This window comes from Nocardioides fonticola (genome assembly GCF_039536805.1).
Taxonomy (GTDB): Bacteria; Actinomycetota; Actinomycetes; order Propionibacteriales; family Nocardioidaceae; genus Nocardioides; species Nocardioides fonticola.
Map to the genome: position 1 here is coordinate 194003 of NZ_BAAAZH010000010.1, position 18911 is coordinate 212913.

Annotated in this window: 20 protein-coding genes; 10 read left to right on the top strand and 10 right to left on the bottom strand. The window is 73.7% G+C overall.

Translation table 11 applies throughout. The features are described 5' to 3' along the window. Positions 1-7: 7 nt before the first annotated feature. The 3 genes from ABD671_RS06175 to ABD671_RS06185 are packed head-to-tail and all read left to right on the top strand — an operon-like array spanning position 8 to position 5238. Positions 8-3466 carry an error-prone DNA polymerase gene (locus ABD671_RS06175; RefSeq protein WP_344732389.1) on the top strand — a complete coding sequence of 1153 codons (3459 nt, stop codon included), beginning with the start codon at positions 8-10 and terminating at the stop codon, positions 3464-3466. A 28-nt stretch (positions 3467-3494) separates the two neighbouring features. After that, positions 3495-4703 (top strand): radical SAM family heme chaperone HemW, encoded by a 1209-nt coding sequence (gene hemW / locus ABD671_RS06180; RefSeq protein WP_344732390.1) that lies wholly within the window; start codon positions 3495-3497, stop codon positions 4701-4703. Positions 4704-4722: 19 nt separating this feature from the next. Next, positions 4723-5238: a TM2 domain-containing protein gene (locus ABD671_RS06185; RefSeq protein WP_344732391.1), complete on the top strand. Its 516-nt coding sequence runs from the start codon at positions 4723-4725 to the stop codon at positions 5236-5238. A 31-nt stretch (positions 5239-5269) separates the two neighbouring features. Here ABD671_RS06185 and ABD671_RS06190 read toward each other — a convergent pair whose 3' ends face one another. From ABD671_RS06190 to ABD671_RS06210, 5 genes are read right to left on the bottom strand one after another with little or no spacing between them, the layout of a single operon-like run. Next, complete coding sequence (locus ABD671_RS06190; protein WP_344732392.1) at positions 5270-5821, bottom strand: DUF4870 domain-containing protein; 552 nt, start codon at positions 5819-5821, stop codon at positions 5270-5272. Positions 5822-5866: 45 nt separating this feature from the next. Continuing rightward, positions 5867-6724 (bottom strand): DUF3097 domain-containing protein, encoded by an 858-nt coding sequence (locus ABD671_RS06195; RefSeq protein WP_344732393.1) that lies wholly within the window; start codon positions 6722-6724, stop codon positions 5867-5869. A 50-nt stretch (positions 6725-6774) separates the two neighbouring features. Then, on the bottom strand, positions 6775-6957 hold the full coding sequence (locus ABD671_RS06200) for a hypothetical protein (RefSeq protein ID WP_344732394.1): 183 nt from the start codon (positions 6955-6957) through the stop codon (positions 6775-6777). A gap of 50 nt (positions 6958-7007) precedes the next feature. After that, on the bottom strand, positions 7008-7859 hold the full coding sequence (locus ABD671_RS06205; protein ID WP_344732395.1) for an MBL fold metallo-hydrolase: 852 nt from the start codon (positions 7857-7859) through the stop codon (positions 7008-7010). Between the two features lie 23 nt (positions 7860-7882). Further along, a complete protein-coding gene (locus ABD671_RS06210) occupies positions 7883-8590 on the bottom strand; it encodes a hypothetical protein (RefSeq protein WP_344732396.1) in 708 nt (235 codons plus the stop codon). A 163-nt stretch (positions 8591-8753) separates the two neighbouring features. Here ABD671_RS06210 and hrcA point away from each other — a divergent pair, with 163 nt between their 5' ends. The 3 genes from hrcA to ABD671_RS06225 are packed head-to-tail and all read left to right on the top strand — an operon-like array spanning position 8754 to position 11760. Next, positions 8754-9773: a heat-inducible transcriptional repressor HrcA gene (gene hrcA, locus ABD671_RS06215; protein WP_344732397.1), complete on the top strand. Its 1020-nt coding sequence runs from the start codon at positions 8754-8756 to the stop codon at positions 9771-9773. A gap of 41 nt (positions 9774-9814) precedes the next feature. After that, positions 9815-10996 (top strand): molecular chaperone DnaJ, encoded by a 1182-nt coding sequence (dnaJ, locus tag ABD671_RS06220; protein ID WP_344732398.1) that lies wholly within the window; start codon positions 9815-9817, stop codon positions 10994-10996. A gap of 14 nt (positions 10997-11010) precedes the next feature. Next, positions 11011-11760: a 16S rRNA (uracil(1498)-N(3))-methyltransferase gene (locus tag ABD671_RS06225; RefSeq protein WP_344732399.1), complete on the top strand. Its 750-nt coding sequence runs from the start codon at positions 11011-11013 to the stop codon at positions 11758-11760. 129 nt (positions 11761-11889) lie between these two features. Here ABD671_RS06225 and ABD671_RS06230 read toward each other — a convergent pair whose 3' ends face one another. Further along, positions 11890-12783, bottom strand: a complete 894-nt coding sequence (locus ABD671_RS06230; protein WP_344732400.1) for a Gmad2 immunoglobulin-like domain-containing protein — start codon at positions 12781-12783, stop codon at positions 11890-11892. A gap of 78 nt (positions 12784-12861) precedes the next feature. Between ABD671_RS06230 and ABD671_RS06235 the strand changes: the two genes are divergently transcribed. From ABD671_RS06235 to ABD671_RS06250, 4 genes are all read left to right on the top strand, one after another. Beyond that, positions 12862-13212 (top strand): histidine triad nucleotide-binding protein, encoded by a 351-nt coding sequence (locus ABD671_RS06235; protein ID WP_344732402.1) that lies wholly within the window; start codon positions 12862-12864, stop codon positions 13210-13212. Between the two features lie 49 nt (positions 13213-13261). Then, positions 13262-14128, top strand: a complete 867-nt coding sequence (locus ABD671_RS06240) for an alpha/beta fold hydrolase (RefSeq protein ID WP_344732403.1) — start codon at positions 13262-13264, stop codon at positions 14126-14128. A 26-nt stretch (positions 14129-14154) separates the two neighbouring features. After that, positions 14155-14883, top strand: a complete 729-nt coding sequence (gene recO / locus ABD671_RS06245; RefSeq protein WP_344732404.1) for a DNA repair protein RecO — start codon at positions 14155-14157, stop codon at positions 14881-14883. A gap of 74 nt (positions 14884-14957) precedes the next feature. Further along, positions 14958-15722 carry an isoprenyl transferase gene (locus ABD671_RS06250; protein ID WP_344732405.1) on the top strand — a complete coding sequence of 255 codons (765 nt, stop codon included), beginning with the start codon at positions 14958-14960 and terminating at the stop codon, positions 15720-15722. 9 nt (positions 15723-15731) lie between these two features. Here the strand turns inward: ABD671_RS06250 and ABD671_RS06255 are convergent, their stop codons facing one another. The 4 genes from ABD671_RS06255 to ABD671_RS06270 are packed head-to-tail and all read right to left on the bottom strand — an operon-like array spanning position 15732 to position 18901. After that, positions 15732-16130: a Fur family transcriptional regulator gene (locus ABD671_RS06255; RefSeq protein WP_344732406.1), complete on the bottom strand. Its 399-nt coding sequence runs from the start codon at positions 16128-16130 to the stop codon at positions 15732-15734. Between the two features lie 17 nt (positions 16131-16147). After that, positions 16148-17140: a metal ABC transporter permease gene (locus tag ABD671_RS06260; RefSeq protein WP_344732408.1), complete on the bottom strand. Its 993-nt coding sequence runs from the start codon at positions 17138-17140 to the stop codon at positions 16148-16150. 1 nt (position 17141) lies between these two features. Continuing rightward, positions 17142-17948, bottom strand: a complete 807-nt coding sequence (locus ABD671_RS06265; protein ID WP_344732409.1) for a metal ABC transporter ATP-binding protein — start codon at positions 17946-17948, stop codon at positions 17142-17144. After that, entirely contained in the window at positions 17939-18901 is a 963-nt protein-coding gene (locus ABD671_RS06270; protein ID WP_344732410.1) for a metal ABC transporter substrate-binding protein, read from the bottom strand. Before ABD671_RS06270 ends, ABD671_RS06265 begins: the two co-directional genes overlap by 10 nt. Positions 18902-18911: the final 10 nt, after the last annotated feature.

Genomic DNA, 18911 nt, shown 5'->3' on the forward strand with positions numbered 1-18911 from the left:
CGCGCTGATGGGCTTCAGCAACCCCGCCGTGCCCTGGCAGGAGCTCGAGCGCCGGCTCTCGGGTCGCTCCGCGCCGCCGCCCGAGGCGCCCATCTCGGGCCGCAAGAGCCGCCCGCGGGTGCCCGACGTCGTCGCGCCGCAGGGCCCCGTGGTGCCCTACGCCGAGCTGCACTGCCACAGCAACTTCAGCTTCCTCGACGGCGCCAGCGCGCCGGAGGAGCTCGTCGCCGAGGCGGTGCGGCTGGGCCTGCACGGCCTGGCGCTCACCGACCACGATGGCTTCGCCGGCGCCCCGATGTTCGCCGAGACCGCGCGGGAGTTCCCGCAGCTGCGCACCATCTACGGCGCCGAGCTCAGCCTCGGGCTCGACGCGCCCCAGCTCGGGGTCGCCGATCCCGGCGGCACCCACCTGCTGCTCCTGGCCCGCGGGGTCGAGGGCTACCACCGGCTCGCCGGGGCGATGACCGAGGCGCATCTGCGCGGCGACGAGAAGGGCCGCCCCGACCACGACCTCGACGAGCTCGTCGACCGCGGCCGCGGCCACTGGCTGGTGCTCACCGGCTGTCGCAAGGGCGCGGTGCGCCAGGCGCTGGCAGCCGGCGGGCCTCATGCGGCGGCGTCCGCGCTGCGCGCCCTGGTCGAGCGGTTCGGCCGCGAGCACGTCGTCGTCGAGCTCCACGACCACGCCCATCCCGGCGACTCGGTGGCCAACGGCGTGCTGGCCGGTCTCGCCGCCGAGCACGGGCTGCCCACCGTGGCCACCAACAACGTGCACTACGCGACGCCGTCCCAGCGGCGGCTGGCCGCGGCGATGGCCGCGATCCGGGCCCGGCGCAGCCTCGCCGAGCTCGACGGCTGGCTGCCGGCCTCGGGGGTGGCGCACCTGCGCTCGGGGGAGGAGATGCTGCGCCGCTTCGCCCGGCACCGTGACGCCGTGGCCCGCAGCGTCGTCCTGGCCGACGAGATCGCCTTCGACCTGCGCAAGGCCAGCCCCCGGCTGCCCAAGCGCGGCGTCCCCGAGGGGCACACCCCGGCGAGCTGGCTGCGGGTGCTCACCGAACGCGGGTTCGCGCTGCGCTACGCCGGCACCCCGCACGAGGCCGAGGCCCGCGACCGGGTCGAGCGGGAGCTGGCCATCATCGACCGCAAGGACTTCCCCGGCTACTTCATCATCGTCCACGACATCGTGGCCTTCGCCCGCGAGAACGGCATCCTGTGCCAGGGCCGAGGGTCGGCGGCCAGCTCCGCGGTCTGCTACGCCCTGGGCATCACCGCCATCGACTCCGTGCGCTACGGCCTGCCCTTCGAGCGGTTCATCTCCCAGCACCGCGAGGAGGAGCCCGACATCGACGTCGACTTCGACTCCGACCGGCGCGAAGAGGTCATCCAGTGGGTCTACGACACCTACGGACGCCGCAACGCCGCCCAGGTCGCCAACGTCATCAGCTACCGGCCCAAGATGGCGATCCGCGACGCCGCCAAGGCGCTCGGCTACTCCCCGGGCCAGCAGGACGCCTGGTCCAAGCAGGTCACCAGCTGGACCTCCGTGGTGGCCGAACAGCTGGCCGAGGGCCGCCCCGAGACCGCGCCCGCCGCCCCCGGGGAGGCGCCGCCGCCGGGCGTCGTCGCGCTGGCCGAGCAGCTCGTCGGGGCGCCCCGGCACCTCGGCATCCACTCCGGCGGCATGGTGCTCACCGAGCAGCCCATCGGCGAGGTGGTGCCCATCGAGCGGGCCCGCATGGACAAGCGCACCGTGCTCCAGTGGGACAAGGACGCCTGCGCCTCGATGGGGTTGGTGAAGTTCGACCTGCTCGGTCTGGGCATGCTCAGCGCCCTGAACCACATGATCGCGATGGCCGCCGAGCATCTGGGCGAGCACTGGGAGCTCCAGACGCTGCCCAAGGAGGAGCCGGCCGTCTACGACATGCTCTGCCGCGCCGACTCCATCGGCGTCTTCCAGGTCGAGAGCCGCGCCCAGATCGGCACCCTGCCGCGCCTGCAGCCGCGCTGCTTCTACGACCTGGCCATCGAGATCGCGCTCATCCGCCCCGGCCCCATCCAGGGCGGCGCCGTGCACCCCTACATCCGGCGGGCCATGGGCCGCGAGCCGATCACCTACCCGCACGAGTCGGTGCGCGGCGTCCTCGAACGCACCCGCGGGGTGCCGCTGTTCCAGGAGCAGCTGATGCAGATGGCGATGATCCTCGGCGACTGCGACGCCGACGACGCCGACCTGCTGCGCCGCGCGATGGGTTCCAAACGCGGGCTCGAACGCATCGAGCGCATCGAGCGCAAGCTGTACGAGGGCATGGCCCGCAAGGGCATCACCGGCGAGCGGGCCGATGCGATCTACCTCCAGATCCGCTCGTTCGCGAACTTCGGTTTCGCCGAGAGCCACGCGCTCTCCTTCGCGCTCCTCGTCTACGCCAGCTCGTGGTTCAAGCTGCACTACCCGGCCGCCTTCCTCGCCGGGCTGCTGCGCGCGCAGCCGATGGGCTTCTACTCCCCGCAGTCGCTCACCCAGGACGCCCTGCGCCACGGCGTCGAGGTGCGCCGTCCCGACCTGCTGCGCTCGGGGGTCGAGGCCGACCTCGAGCCGCTGCGCGACGACGTCGTCCCGACCGCCACCGGGCTGGAGGCCTGCCGCCACGACCACCTCGGCGAGCCGCCGCCGTTCGTCGCGGGCACCCCCGACCCGACGCCGCAGCACCGCCGCGACACCGGCTTCGCGGTGCGACTGGGGCTCGCCGAGGTGCGCGGCATCGGCCGCGAGGTGGCCGCCCGCATCGTCGCGGCCCGGGCCGAGCGGCCCTTCCGCGACCTCACCGACCTCTCCCGCCGGGCCGGGCTCGACGCTCGCCAGCTCGAGGCGCTGGCCACCGCCGGCGCCTGCGAGGGCTGGGGTCTCGATCGCCGCCAGGCCCTATGGCAGGCCGGGTGGACCGAGAGCGAGGAGCATCTCGAGGGCGTCGCCGTGGCCGCCACGGCGCCGCAGCTGCCGCTCCTCGACGACGTCGGCACGATGCTCGCCGACCTGTGGGCCACCGGCGTCACCACCGAGCAGCACCCGTTCACGTTCCTGCGCGCCACGCTGCGGCAGGCCGGCATCCATGCCGTCACCGACCTCACCGGCGGTGCCGACGGACGGCATCGGGTCGCCGACCGTCGTCGGGTGCACGTGGCCGGGGTCGTGACCCACCGGCAGCGCCCGGGCACCGCCGGCGGGGTCACCTTCCTCAACCTCGAGGACGAGACCGGCATGCTCAACGTCGTCTGCGGTCAGGGGTTGTGGCGCAAGCACCGCGCGGTGGCCACCCGCTCCCAGACGATGGTGATCCGCGGGATCGTCGAGCGCCGCGACGGCGTCACCAACCTGGTGGCCGACAAGCTCTCCGCACTCGCCGACGTCCTCCCCGACGCCGCCCAGGCGCTGGAGGGCCGCCTGCGCTCGCGCGACTTCCGGTGAGCGACCGCCCCCGTGTGAGGATGACCCGGTGCCCAGCGCCCTGCCCGACGGCGAGCCCGTCCCCGACGACGGCGCCCTGCCGGCCTCGGCTCTCGCCGCGGTGGGGAAGCGCGGGTTCGGCTTCTACCTCCACGTGCCGTTCTGCGCCGTGCGGTGCGGCTACTGCGACTTCAACACCTACACCGCCGACGAGCTCGGCCCCGGGGTGGCGCGCATCGACTACGCCGCGACCGCCGTGGAGGAGGTGCGCCTGGCCCGCCGGGTGCTGGGCGAGGTCGACCGGCCGGTCGACACGGTCTTCGTCGGCGGCGGCACCCCCACGCTCCTGGCTCCCGACGACCTCGGGCGCCTGCTCGACGCCGTCCGCGAGGAGTTCGGGCTGGCCGACGACGTCGAGGTGACCACCGAGGCCAACCCCGACTCCGTGACGCCGGCGAGCCTGCATCGGCTGCGCGAGCTCGGCTTCACCCGCGTCTCCTTCGGCATGCAGTCCCAGGTGACCCACGTGCTGCGGGTGCTCGACCGCACCCACGACCCGCGGCGGGTGCCCGAGGTGGTGGTTTGGGCGCGGGAGGCCGGCTTCGAGCAGGTGAGCCTCGACCTCATCTACGGCACGCCGGGGGAGTCCCTCGCCGACTGGGAGGCCTCTGTGCGGGCCGCACTCGACTGCGAGCCCGACCACCTCTCGGCCTACGCCCTCATCGTCGAGGACGGCACCGCGCTCGCCCGCCGGGTGCGCCGCGGGGAGATCCCGGCACCGGACGACGACGACCTCGCCGACAAGTACGTGCTCGTCGACGATCTGCTCGGGGCCGCCGGACTCTCCTGGTACGAGGTGTCGAACTGGGCGCGACCCGGTGCGGCATGCCGCCACAACGTCCTCTACTGGCAGGGCGCCGACTGGTGGGGCGTCGGGCCGGGTGCGCACTCCCACATCGGCGGCGTGCGGTGGTGGAACCGCAAGCACCCCGCCGCCTACACCGAGCGGCTGCGTGCCGGGCTGAGCCCCGCCCAGGCCCGCGAGGTGCTCGCCGACGACGATCGGCGCGTCGAACGCGTGCTGCTGGAGGTGCGGCTGCGCAGCGGACTCGACCTGGCGGTGCTCGACGACGCCGGCCGCGCCGCCGTCCCCGATCTCCTCGACCGCGGGCTGATCGAGGCCGACGCCGACCGGCTCGTGCTCACCCGCGACGGACGGCTGCTGGCCGACGCCGTCGTCCGCGACCTGCTGGGCTGAGCGGGCCTAGGGTGGGGCCATGACCACGCCGCCACCGGAACCGAGCGAGTCCGTCCCGCCTCCGAACGCCCCGCCGCCGTCGAGCGCGCCGCCTCCGCCGCCCTACGGCCAGACGCCTCCGCCGCCTCCGCCGCCGGGGTACCCGCAGCCCGGACAGCATCCGCCGCCCCCGCCCCAGGGCTTCCCGCAGCAGGCCCACCCCCAGCAGGGATATCCCCAGCAGGGCTACCCGCAGCAGGGGTACCCGCAGGGCGGCTACCCGCCGCCGGGCGCCGTGCCCGGGGCGCCGTACGGGGTGCACCCGGTGACCGGGGTGCCCTACTCCGACAAGTCCAAGCTCATCGCGGGGCTGCTCCAGATCCTCATCCCGCTGGGCATCGGGCGCTTCTACATCGGCGACACCAAGACCGGCGTGTGGCAGCTGCTGGTCACGATCTTCACCTGCGGCCTCGGCGCGCTGTGGCCCTTCATCGACGGCATCATCCTGCTCGCCTCGGACAGCAAGGACCCGCAGGGCCGCCCGCTGCGCAGTTGACGCCCTGAACAACCCCGGACGATCCGGATGGTCAGCTGACCATCCGGATCGTCAGCGGGTAGCGGTACTCCACGCCGTTGGAGGAGCGCACCGTGCCCAGCACCGTGCACACCAGCCAGAGGATGCCGACGACCGGCAGCAGCAGGAACCCGATGAGCACGAACGCCAGCACGAACGAGACGATCGCGTAGATGAGGATCGAGAGCTGGAAGTTCAGCGACTCGACGGCCTGCCGGCGCACATAGGCCGACTCGTTGCCCTTGGCCAGCATCACCACCAGCGGCCCGACGAAGGCCATCGCCACCACGGCGCCGACGAGGGCCGACCAGTGCGCCGCGCATCCCCACGTGCGCTCGTCGGCCGGGTTCATCGGCGGCCGTGCCGCGTACCCGACGGGGTACTGCTGCGGGTAGCCCTGCTGCGGATACCCCTGCTGCGGATACCCCTGCTGTGGGTAGGGCTGCTGCGGGTAGCCCTGCTGCGGGTAGGGCTGCTGGTACGGCTGCTGCGGGTAGGGCTGCGGGCCCGATCCGGACGGGTCGTGCTCCCCGGAGGTGCCCGGGTACGGCTGCTGGTCGCTCATGGTGTCCTCCCGATCGGCGAGCTGATCCCGATCCTGGCACAGGCCTCAGCCGGTGGGACCGTCCGCGGTGACGAAGTCGATCAGCTCCTCGACCCGGCCCAGCAGCGCCGGCTCGAGGTCGGCGAAGGAGCGCACGCGGCCGAGGATGTGCTGCCAGGCGCGGGCGATGTCGGCCTGGTCGCGATGCGGCCAGCCGAGGTGCTGGCACACGCCCTTCTTCCACTCGATCGAGCGCGGGATCGTCGGCCAGGCCGCCAGCCCGAGCCGGTCGGGGCGCACCGCCTGCCAGATGTCGACGAACGGGTGGCCGACGATGAGCACGTGCGGCCCGACCGCCGACCGGGCGATGCCCTGGGCGATGCGGCTCTCCTTCGAGCCGGCCACCAGGTGGTCGACCAGGACGCCGACCCGGCGGCCCGGACCGGGACGGAAGTCGCGCAGGTGGTCGGCCAGGTCGTCGACGCCGCCGAGGTACTCCACCACCACGCCCTCGATGCGCAGGTCGTCGCCCCAGACCTTCTCGACCAGCTCGGCGTCGTGGCGGCCCTCGACGAAGATCCGGCTCGCACGCGCCACGCGGGCCGGCGCGTTCGGCACCGCCACCGAGCCGGACGCCGTCCGGGTGGGCGCGGCGGGCGCCTTCTGCCGCACGGGCGCGGTGAGGATGACCGGGCGTCCCTCGAGCAGGAAGCCCGCACCGAGCGGGAAGGTGCGGCGCTTGCCGCGCCTGTCCTCCAGGGTCACGGTGTGCAGGTCGCGGTCGACCGCCACGATCTCGCCGCACCAGTCGGTGGTGACCTCCTCGACCACGAGGCCGGGGTCGGCGGGGTGCTCGACGGCGCGGCCCCGCTTCGGCACCCGCCAGTCGCCGGCCAGGACGTCGCTGCCGTATCGATCGCTCACCGCACGAGGGTAGGAAGCCGGACGCGCCGTGCCCGGCCGACGCGCCGCGATCAGTCGCGACCGGTCTCCTCGTGCAGGCGGTGGTCGACGTGCTTGCCCTCGTGTCGCAGGTCGCCGGCGGTCTCGCCGTCGGGGAGACCCTCAGCCAGCGGGTTGTCGTCGGAGGGCACGAGGTCGGCCGGGAGCAGGTCGTCGCCGGCGGGCTCGTGGGTGGGGTCCGGTGGGATCGTCATGTCCCCACGGTGCTCCGCATCCGCAGCGCCGCCCCCATGCGTCGGGGTGGTCAGACGAGCGGCAGCCGCTTCTGTGCCCGCGGCAGGTCGGCGTACCCGCGGGCCACGGCGTCGGCGAGCACCTCGCGCGGGTAGGGCCACTCGCCGACCTCGAGCGCCTGGTCGAGCGGGACGCCGCGGCCGGCGAGGTCGCGGATCGTCTCGGCGACGATGCCCAGCAGGTTGCGCTGCTCCTCCACGAACGCCCGGTCGACCAGGGCGCCATGGCCGGGAACCACCACGGTCGCCGGGGTGGTCAGGCTGAGCACGGTGTCGAGGCTCAGCGGCCAGTCCATGGGGTGGGAGTCGGCGCCGAGCGCGGGTGGGGCGGACTCCTCGACGAGGTCGCCGGCCAGGAGAACGTCGGCGTCGCCGATGCGGACGACGAGATCGCCGGCGGTGTGGCCGCGCCCGGGGTGGACGAGTTCGAGCGCACGGTCGCCGAGGTCGAGCACCCGCACCGAGGAGAACGTGTGGTCGGCCGGCACGATCTCGGTGGCGAGCACCTCGGGGGTGCGTTCGTCGTCGGGGTGCTCCTCGGCGTAGGCGCGCTGGACCCGCTCGCCGACGTCCCGGGTGCGCTCGGCCGCGACCTCGTGGGCATGGAGGGGCACGTCGGGGTCGGCCTCGCGGAAGGCCGCGTTGCCGAAGGTGTGGTCGAAGTGCTCGTGGGTGTTGATCACCGCCCGCACCGGCCCGGCGCCGAGCGCTGCGATGGCGTCGCGCACCTGTCGTCCGGCCGCGGTCGAGCCGTGGGGATCGACGACGACGACGCCGTCACGTCCGCCGATGGCGACGATGTTGAGGTCGAACCAGGCAGCGCGGTGCACCCAGACCCGGTCGGCGATCTCGCGGAACTCCACGCACCGACCCTAGTGGCCCCCGCTCAGCGCAGGCCCACGTGCAGCAGCCCGCGCATCAGCAGGGCGAGGTCGTCGGCGTCGGCGGCGGTGCGGGGGAAGGCGAGACCGCGACGGTGCGCGCCGGCGGCGTCGACCCAGGTGACCTCGAGACCGGACGGCGTCAGCCCGCTGATCTCGGCGGTGAGGATCTCGCCCGGCGCACGCCCGGTGGCGGTGGCGAGGGTCTCGCGCAGCAGGTCGGCGTGGCAGGTGTTGGCGTGCCGCAGTGCGCGGGCGAGGTAGCCGGGGTTGAGCGCGTGCTCGGGGGAGGAGAAGGCGGCCATCGGCACGCGGCGCCGTGCCTCGCCCGGGAGTTCGAGGGCGACGTAGCGCGGCTCGAGCCGGACGACGTGCCGCTCGCCGTCGTCGCAGGGGCAGGAGCACCGCTCGACGCGCAGGGTGCGCAGCCGGCCGACGACGGTGACCAGTCCGGGGTGGTCGGCCAGGCCGCCGGTGACGGTCAGGACGGCGCCGCGTCCCTCGGCGGCGGCCCGGGCGAGCGGGGAGTCGGCCGGGCAGCCCAGGGTGGGCACGCCGGCCAGGTCGCACAGCGCGAGGTCGCCGGCGTCGAGGTGCTCGACGTCCTCGACGGCGAGGTGGGCGGAGGCGGGCAGGGCGAGCACGGTCCGGGCGCGGCGGGCGAGGTCGCTCGCGGCTGCGCGGTCGGTGGCGGTCGGGCGCAGGACGGACATCGGGACTCCTCGAGACTAGGTAAGGCAAGCCTAACCAAATGCTGGTGAGGTGTCGACGGTCGCCCCGGGACCTCCCTCGCGGGGCCACCGCCACCGAGTAGGCTTGGCACTCGACGGAACGGAGTGCCAACCCGGTCGAACCGGGTCGATCCCAGGAGGCGACGTGCAGGAGGACCGCAGGCTCGCCGTGCTGCGTGCCATCGTCGAGGACTACGTCTCCACCGAGGAGCCGGTCGGCTCCAAGGCGCTCGTCGAGCGCCACGGGCTCGGGGTCTCCCCGGCCACGGTCCGCAACGACATGGCGGTGCTCGAGGAGGAGGGGTTCATCACCCAGCCCCACACCAGCGCCGGCCGGGTGCCCACCGACAAGGGCTACCGGCTCTTCGTCGACCGGCTCACCACCGTCAAGCCGCTGAGCACGGCCGAGCGCCGGGCCATCTCGACCTTCCTCGACGGCGCCGTCGACCTCGACGACGTCGTCCAGCGCTCGGTGCGGCTCCTCTCCCAGCTGACCCGCCAGGTCGCCGTCGTGCAGTACCCCACGCTCTCGCGCAGCACCGTGCGCCACGTCGAGCTGGTCGCGCTGGCCCCGGCGCGCCTGCTGGTCGTGCTCATCCTCAGCACCGGCCGCGTCGAGCAGCGCCTCGTCGAGCTCCCCGCCGACCTCGGCGAGGAGGCCCTGGCCTCGCTGCGCTCGCGCCTGCTGCTGGCCGTGACCGGCCGGGTGATCGCCGAGGCCGCGGCCGCCGCCCGCGAGATCGTGCCCGAGCACCCGGACGCCGGCGACCCGACCGCCGCCGTCGTCGAGGTGCTCACCGAGGCCATGAGCGACCACCGCTCCGACCAGCGGGTCGCGGTCGGCGGCGCGGCCAACCTGGCCCGCTACGGCGACTCCTTCGACTCCGCCGTCCGCCCGCTGCTCGAGGCGCTGGAGGAGCACGTCGTCCTGCTGAAGCTGCTCGGCGAGGCCAGCTCCGGCGGCACGGTCACGGTGCGCATCGGCGCCGAGGGCCCCTATGAGCAGCTCGCCTCCACCAGCGTCGTCTCCTCCGGCTACGGTCCGGGGGAGGACTCCCTCGCCACGCTGGGCATCGTCGGCCCCACCCGCATGGACTACCCCGGCACCATCGCGGCGGTGCGCGCTGTCGCCCGCTACGTCTCCCGCATCCTCGACGAGGCCTGAGAGCCCGTCCCGACCACCACCCTCGAAGGACGACCAGTCACGTGAGCCAGGACCTGTACGACCTCCTCGGAGTCGCCCGCGACGCGGACGCCGACACGCTGAAGAAGGCGTATCGCAAGCTGGCACGCCAGCTGCACCCCGACGTGAACCCCGACCCCGCCGCCCAGGACCGGTTCAAGGAGGTCACGGCGGCCTACGAAGTCCTCTCCGACCCGCAGAAGCGGGCGGCCTACGACCGCGGCGGCGACCCGTTCGGTGGTGGGGCGGGTGGTTTCGGCCAGGGTGCCGGGTTTTCCTTCACCGACATCATGGACGCCTTCTTCGGAGGCGGTGGCCCGGGCGCTGGCCAGGGTCGTGGTCCGCGTCCGCGCGTTCGTCGCGGACAGGACGCGCTGATCCGGCTCGAGGTCGAGCTGGCCGAGGCCGCCTTCGGCGTCACCCGCGAGATCAAGGTCGACACCGCGGTGCTGTGCACCACCTGCCACGGCGACGGCGCCGCGGCCGGCAGCCGGCCGATCACCTGCGAGACCTGCCGCGGCCAGGGCGAGGTCGCCCACGTGCAGCGCTCGTTCCTCGGCGAGATCCGCACCCTGAGGCCCTGCGCCGCGTGCCGCGGCTTCGGCACGATCATCCCCGACCCCTGCCGTGAGTGCGGCGGCGACGGCCGGGTGCGCTCGCGCCGCTCGCTGACGGTCAAGATCCCCGCCGGTGTCGACACCGGTACCCGCGTGCAGCTCTCCGAGCAGGGCGAGGTCGGCCCCGGCGGCGGCCCCGCCGGCGACCTCTACGTCGAGATCCACGTGGCCGAGCACGAGACCTTCACCCGGCACGGCAACGACCTGCACTGCACCATCACCCTGCCGATGACCGCGGCCGCCCTCGGCACCACGCTGACGCTCCCCACGCTCGAGGCCGACGTCGTCGCCGAGGGGGAGGAGACCGCCACCGAGCTCGAGACCGAGTTCGAGCTCGACATCCGCCCGGGCACCCAGTCGGGGCACCAGCAGGTGCTGCGCGGGCGCGGCGTCCCCTCGCTGCGCGGCGGTCGCGGCGACCTCGTCGTGAGCGTCCAGGTCGAGACGCCCACCCGCCTCGGCCCGCGCGAGGAGGAGCTGCTGCGCGAGCTCGCGGCCATCCGCGGCGAGGAGCAGCCCTCGGGCAGCGTGCGGCCGGGCAGCAAGTCGGTCTTCGGGCGTCTGCGCGACGCCTTCAACGCGCACTGATCCGCGGCTCCGCGATGTCGCTTCCCGTCCACCTGGTGCCGTCCCTGGACGGCGTCGGCGTCGGCGACGCGGTCACCGTCGAGGGCGAGGAGGCCCACCACGCGGTGGCCGTGCGTCGGCTGCGGGTGGGCGAGCGCGTCGTCCTGACCGACGGGCAGGGCACCGTCGCGACCGGCGAGGTCACCGAGACCGGCAAGCGGCTCTTCGCCGTCGGCGTCGAGGAGCTGCGTCACGAGCCCGCGCCCGCCCCGGAGATCGTCGTCGTCCAGGCCCTGCCCAAGGGCGATCGCGGCGAGCTGGCCGTCGAGGTGCTCACCGAGATCGGCGCGGCCCGCATCGTGCCCTGGGCGGCGTCGCGATCGGTGGCGGTCTGGAAGGGTGAGCGCGCGGTGAAGTCGCACGCCAAGTGGGTGGCCACCGCCCGGGAGGCCGGCAAGCAGGCCCGCCGCGCCTGGACGCCCGAGGTCGCCCCCCTCGCCGACACCGCGGTCGTCGCGGCGTTGCTCGCCGAGGCCGACCTCGCGCTCGTGCTGCACGAGGACGCCGTGGCCTCCTTCGCCGCCCACGACGTGCCCGCCGCCGGCCGGATCGCGGTGGTGGTCGGCCCCGAGGGTGGGATCACCGAGGAGGAGATCGCCGCCTTCACCGCCGCCGGCGCCCACCCGGTGCGCTTGGGCGCCGAGGTGCTGCGCACCTCCACCGCCGGGGTCGCGGCCGTCGCCGCGCTGCTCGCGCGGACGCCGCGGTGGGGGTCGGTCGTCTGAGTCACCGGCCGCCCGGGGACTCTGTCGTTGGTCAGCTGAAGTTTCGTACGCCCACCGCCAGACTCACCTGACCCGTGGGACGCCTGGGGCGCGGACGCCCGGGACGCCGGGACTCCGGCGCCGGGCGGGTCAGGAGACCGTGAAGTCCTTCGTGTCGACGGTCGGGCCGCCGCCCTCGCCACCCGAGGGGTCGTCGGTGGAGGCCTCGAACACGTAGTCGCCGGGCGCGAGAGCCGAGACGTCGATCCCGGTGCTCCAGGGGTAGAGCTTGTCGATCCAGCCCTCGGCGGTGGCGAACCCGTCGAGCACCGCGTTCCCGTCGGCGTCGAGGATGCGCCACGGCACGGTCGCTTCGAAGGACGACGCGACGCCGCTCGCCTTCAGGGTGGCGCCGACGCTCGCGCCCTCCTCGGGGGACGTCACGTTGACCAGGCCGAGCGTGTCGAGCGGTGCCGCGTTCGCCACGCCGCCGGCGGTATCGGTGCCGAAGAGGAAGTCGGCCTCGCCGTCGACGCGCACCTCGACCGGCAGCCGCTGCTGCAGCGCGCCCTGGAGCGTGTAGACGAGCTGTTGGAGGGCGAGGGCGCCGTCGGCCTCCGAGAGGTCGCCGGGCGTCTGCCAGTCGCGGTCGTCGCGCGTGGCCACGATGACGCCGTCCTCGACCGCCACCGAGGTGAAGGTGCCGCCGGGGAAGAGGGTGCGGTAGTCGGGGTCGAGCGGGTTGCCGTCGGTGACGAGGGCGGCCGCGGCCGCGAGCGGGTCGCCGGTCACCCGCCGGAACTCGCGGAACAGGCGCGGGCCCTGCGGGGTGTCGCCGACGTAGTACACCGGCACCGTCGTGCCGGCCGGCTCCGGCGACGACGGCGCCGTGCTCGGCTCGGCGCTTGCGCCGTCGCCGCGGGACGGCGTCCCCGAGCCCTCGGCCGCGCCGGAGGCCGGTGCCGGGTCGTCGTCGGAGCCGCAGGCGGTCAGCGGCAGGGCGAGCAGCGCGGTCGTCAGGGCGGCGGCCATCGAGGTCCTCACCGTTCCAGGGTGAGGGAGCGCGGGTGACTAGACCAGGCGACGCGCCGCGCGGCGTCGCACTGTGGCAACCTCGTGACCGTGAGCGCCCCCGTGAACGACTGCCTGTTCTGCAAGATCGTGGCCGGCGAGATCCCCGGCCAGATCGTCCACACCACCGAGCGCAGCATCGCGTTCCGCGACATCAACCCCCAGGCGCCGACGCACGTGCTCGTGGTGCCGCGCGAGCACCACGAGAACGTCGGCGAGCTCGGCGCCGCCGACCCGGCGGGCCTCGCCGACCTCGTCGCGGCGGCGGGTGAGGTCGCCCGCCTCGAGGGGCTGGCCGGCTACCGGCTGATCTTCAACACCGGACGCGCGGGCGGGCAGACGGTCTTCCACGCCCACGGTCATGTGCTCGGCGGGAAGAACCTCGACGAGCATCTGGCCTGATCCCTCGGGCCGCGAGTACGGACACGCCCGGGCCACTACGCTCGGCCCCATGCTGGTCTCCGAGAGCGTCGGTCAGTTCTTCCTCGACAGCGAGGGGCACCGCGACCGCCTCGAGTACACCGAGTACGGCAGCGGCGACTCCTGGGTCGTGCTGCTGCACGGTCAGCTCATGCCGCGCCGGATGCAGCAGCCGCTCGCCCGGGCGTTGGCGGCCGAGGGCCTGCACGTGGTGACCCTCGATCTTCTCGGGCACGGGCGTTCCGACCGGCCCGCCGATCCGCAGGCCTACTCGGTCACCGCGTTCGCCGAGCAGGTGCTGGCGCTCCTCGACCATCTCGGCGCCCCGCAGGCGGTGATCGGCGGCACCTCCCTCGGTGCCAACGTCTCCCTCGAGGTGGCTGCGATCGCGCCCGAGCGGGTGCGCGGCCTCATCGTCGAGATGCCGGTGCTCGACAACGCCGTCGAGGCGGGCATCATCGCCTTCGCCCCGCTGCTGCTGGCCGCGCGGTTCGCGCCGATCAGCGTGACGGCGCTGCGGCTGGCCACCCGCTGGGTGCCGCGCCGGGCCGTCGGGTTCTGGCCGAGCATCGTGCTCGACACCCTCGACCAGCGGCCCGCGCCGATGGGCGCCGTCGTCCACGGACTCTTCTTCGGCCGGGTCGCGCCGCCCGCCCGCGAGCGGCGCACCATCACCGCGCCGGCGATCGTCGTCGGTCACCCCGCCGATCCGATCCACCCCTTCGCCGACGCGCAGATGCTCGCCGGGGAGCTGCCGAACGCCACGTTCGTCGAGGCCGGCTCGATCCTGGAGTGGCGCTACCGGCCCGAGCGGCTCGACCGCATCGCCACGAACTTCGCGCTCTCGTGCTGGCGTGCCCCGCGACGCGCGCGTCGCGCCTCCCGCTCCACCAGCTGAGCCCACCCGGACGGCACAATGGGGGAGTGCCGCTCTACCGCGACGAGGCGATCGTCCTGCGCACCCACAAGCTGGGCGAGGCCGATCGCATCATCACCCTGCTGACCCGTCAGCACGGGCGTGTCCGCGCGGTCGCCAAGGGGGTGCGGCGCACCACCTCGAAGTTCGGCTCCCGGCTCGAGCCCTTCACCCACGTCGACCTCCAGCTGGCCGACGGCCGCAACCTCGACACCGTCACCCAGGCCGAGACCCTCACCCCGTTCCACGCCGGCATCGGCCTGGACTACGAGCGCTACACCGCCGGCACCGTGATGCTCGAGACTGCCGAGCGGTTGGCCAGCGAGGAGCGCGAACCGGCGCTCCAGCAGTTCCTCCTGCTCGTCGGCGGCCTGCGGGCGCTGGTCGCGGGGGAGAAGCCCGCCGGCGCCATCCTCGACTCCTACCTGCTGCGCTCGCTCGCGGTCGCCGGCTACGCGCCGTCCTTCGAGGCCTGCGCCCACTGCGGCCTCATGGGACCGCACCGCTGGTTCAACCCCTCGATGGGCGGCATGCTCTGCACGACCTGCCGCATCCCCGGCTCGGCCTCACCGTCCGCCGAGACCGTCGTGCTGCTCGGCGCGCTGCTCGCTGGCGACTGGCCGGTCGTGGCCGAGGCCGACGACCGCTCGCGCCGCGAGGCCAGCGGCCTCGTCTCGGCCTACCTCGCCTGGCACCTCGAGCGCGGACTGCGCTCGCTGGAGCACGTCGAGCGCTGACGCCGCGCCGCCGCCGCGCCGACCGCCGGCGGGCATCGAGGGACGGCGGAGGTCGCCGACTAGGCTGCCGCCTCGTGAAGCGCGCCGTCCGACCGCCCACGCCGCACCCCTCCGGCGCCACCCCGCCCGCGATCCCGCGCGAGCTGGTGCCCGAGCACGTCGCGATCGTCATGGACGGCAACGGCCGCTGGGCCAAGGAACGCGGCCTGCCCCGCACCCGCGGCCACCAGGAGGGCGAGAGCTCGCTGTTCGACGTCGTCGAGGGCGCCATCGAGATCGGCGTGAAGGCGATCTCGGCCTACGCGTTCTCCACCGAGAACTGGAGCCGGTCGCCGGAGGAGGTGCGCTTCCTCATGGGCTTCAACCGCGACGTCATCCGCCGGCGCCGCGACGAGATGCACGAGCTCGGCGTACGGGTGCGCTGGGCCGGCCGGGCGCCCCGGCTGTGGCGCTCGGTCATCAAGGAACTCCAGGTCGCCGAGGAGATGACGCGCCACAACGACGTCCTCACCCTCACGATGTGTGTGAACTACGGCGGCCGCGCCGAGCTCGCGGACGCCGCCCGCGCGATCGCCCGCGACGCCGCCGCCGGTCGGATCAACCCCGACAAGATCGACGAGCGCACCTTCGCCCGCTACCTCTACGTGCCCGAGCTCCCGGACGCCGACCTGATCTGGCGCACGTCGGGGGAGCAGCGGCTCTCGAACTTCATGCTCTGGCAGGCCGCGTACTCCGAGATGGTCTTCACCGACATCCTCTGGCCCGACGTCGATCGCCGGGCCCTGTGGCGGGCCATCGAGATCTACGCCGAGCGCGATCGCCGCTACGGCAGCGCCTGACGCAGCCGCTCAGCGGCAGGCCGGGCAGGTGCCGAAGATCTCCAGGGTGTGGCTGACGTCGGCGAAGCCGTGCTCCTCGGCGACGGCGTGGGTCCAGCGCTCGACCGCGGGCCCCTCGACCTCGACGGTGCGTCCGCACGAGCGGCAGACGAGATGGTGGTGGTGCGTGGGGGAGCAGGCGCGGTAGATCGCCTCGCCGTCCTCGGTCACCAGCCGGTCGATCTCGCCGCCGTCGGCCAGCAGCTGGAGGGTGCGGTAGACGGTCGCGAGGCCGACGGTCTCACCGCGCTCGCGCAGCAGGGTGTGGATCTCCTGGGCGGAGCGGAACACGTCGACCGACGCGATGACCTCCGCCACCGCCGCCCGCTGGCGGGTCGGACGGCGGGTCGGTGCCGGGGTCTCGCTCACGTTCGCGTCTCCTGGTCTCAGTGCTCGTCGTAGTGGCTGCCGTGCACAGCGTGCCGGTGGCCGTCGTGCAGGTAGTCCACATGATCACCGTGCGGGACGGCGACGTGGCCGCAGGCGGGGCCGTGATCGTGGTCGTGTCCCTCGGTCGGCAGGTGCTCGTCGATGACATCGGCGAACGGCGAGGTGAGGCGGCGGCGGTGCCGCAGCCAGGCGCCGACCGGCCAGGTGACGGCGAATCCGGCCAGGGCGATGATCACGATCGTCGGGCCGGGCGCCACGGTCGCGTACTTCGAGGCCTCGGCCGAGACCGCGAGTCCGCCGGTGGAGGCCAGGACGCCGATCGCCATCGCGGCCGCCAGCGTCGCGCGGAAGGAGCGGGTCAGCTGCTGGGCGGTCGCCACCGGCACCACCATCAGGGCGGAGACCAGGAGCAGGCCGACGGTGCGCATCGCCACGGTGACGCTCACGGCGGCGAGCACGGCGATGAGCAGGTTGTAGACCCGCACCCGCAGTCCGGCGACCCGGGCGAAGTCGACGTCCTGGGAGACGGCGAACAGCTGCGGCGCCAACCCGATCGCGATGATCAGGACGACGGCCGCGAGCGCCATCACGACGAGGATGTCGGAGACGGTGATGGTGGTGATCGAGCCGAAGAGGAACTCCTGGAGGCGCGAGGCGCTCTCGCCGGCGACGCCGGTGATGAGGACGCCGCCGGCCAGGCCGCCGTAGAACAGCAGCGCGAGGGCGACGTCGCCGTTGACGGAGCCGCGTTCGCGGATCAGCTCGGTCACCAGCGCGCCGAGGGCGGTCACCAGCATCGCCGTCCAGATCGGCGAGGAGTTGAAGGCCAGGCCCAGCGCGACGCCGGTGACGGCCACGTGGCCGAGCCCGTCGCCCATGAGGGAGAGCCGGCGCTGCACCAGGTAGGTGCCGACCGCGGGGGCGGCGAGTCCGGTGAGCGCGGCCGCGATGAGCGCGCGCTGCATGAAGGCGTAGCTGAAGAGGTCCATGTCAGCGGCTCCCCTCGGGACGGGCCTCGAGCGGGGAGCGCAGCTGCGGTGCGTGGCTGGACAGATGAGCGGCGTGGTGCTCGGTGTGGTGGTGCGCGTGCACCTCGCCGATCCAGGGGGCGTGCACCTCGTGGTCGGCCAGTGGCGGACCGTCGTAGATCTTGCGACCGTCGCGCATGACGACCGCCCGGCCGATGAGCGGCGCCAGAGGGCCGAGCTCGTGGGCGACCAGCACGATGGTGGCGCCCTGGGCCTTCAGGACGCCGAGGGCGTCGGCGAGGGCCTGCTGGTTGGGGAGGTCGACACCGGCGGTGGGCTCGTCGAGGAAGAACAGTTCGGGCTCGCCGGCCAGGGCGCGGGCGATGAGCGCGCGCTGCTGCTGGCCGCCGGAGAGCTGACCGATGCCGTCCTTGGCCTTGTCGGCGAGTCCGACGACCTCCAGTGCGTGGGCGATCGCGGCCCGGTCGGCGCGGGAGAGCGGACGCAGCAGTCGGCGTCGGGTCAGGCGGCCCGAGGCCACGACCTCCCAGACCGACGCGGGGACGCCGCTGGCTGCGCTGGCGCGCTGGGGCACGTAGCCGATGCGTTGCCAGTCGTGGAAACGGTCGAAGGGCACCCCGAAGAGGTCGAGGTGCCCGGTGGCCAGCGGCCGCAGCCCGGTCAGCGCACGGACCAGGGTGGTCTTGCCCGAGCCGTTCGCGCCCATGAGCGCGAGCACGTCACCGGCGTCGACCTCGAGGTCGACATGACGCAGCACAGGGCGGCCGCCGATGGCGACCGCCCCGTCCTGCAACGAGATCACTGACATGCATTGGCCTTCTGGAGCGCGGCGAGGTCGGAGCGCATGAGCGAGAGGTAGTCCTGGTCGGAGGTCTTGTCGGTGAGCCCCTCGATGGGGTCGAGGACGGCGGTCGTGATGCCCATGTCGTTGGCCAGGGTCTCACTCAGCTTCGGGGAGACCAAGGCCTCGCCGAAGACCGTGGTGATGCCGTCGCTGGCGATGACGTCCTGGAGACGGGCGAGGTCGGCGGGGGTCGGCTCGGCGTCGGGGGAGAGCCCGGAGATCGGCTCGATGTTCAGCCCGTAGCGCGCCCAGTAGCCGAAGGCGTTGTGGGAGACCACGATGGTGTCGCGCTCGCAGTTCTTCAGGCCGGCGGTGAACTCGCCGTCGATCTTCTCCAGGTCGGCGCGCAGGGCGTCGGCGTTCGCGCGGTAGGTGTCGGCGTGGTCGGGGTCGATCGTGGCCAGCTGGTCGGCCAGTCCGTCGGCGACGTCGGCCAGCTTCAGCGGGTCGAGCCAGAAGTGGGGGTCGAGGTCGCCGAGGCCGGACTCCTCCTCGCCGTGGTCGTGCGCGGCGTCGTCGTGCCCGCCGTGGGAGATGTCCTCCAGCTTCGCCGTCGGGACGACGTCGTAGGTGGCGCCGTCGTCGGGGCGCTGCTCGACGGCGGCGTCGACGCTGGCCTGCAGGCCCTTCTCGTAGACGACGAGGTCGGCGTCGATGACCTCGGCGTTCTGGGCGGGGGTGAGCTCGAGGTCGTGCGGCTCCCCGCCCGGCTTGGTGAGGTCGCTGACGTCGACGAGATCGCCGCCGACGCGCTCGCTGATGAACTGGAGCGGGTAGAACGCCGCGACGACCTGGACCTTGCCGTCGGCGGCCGCGCTGTCGGAGGCGGTGTCCTCGGAGAAGGCCGAGCATCCGGAGAGGGCGGCCGTGGCGAGCGCGAGGGTGGCGAGCAGGGCGGGGACGGTGGAGCGGCGCATGAGAACGATT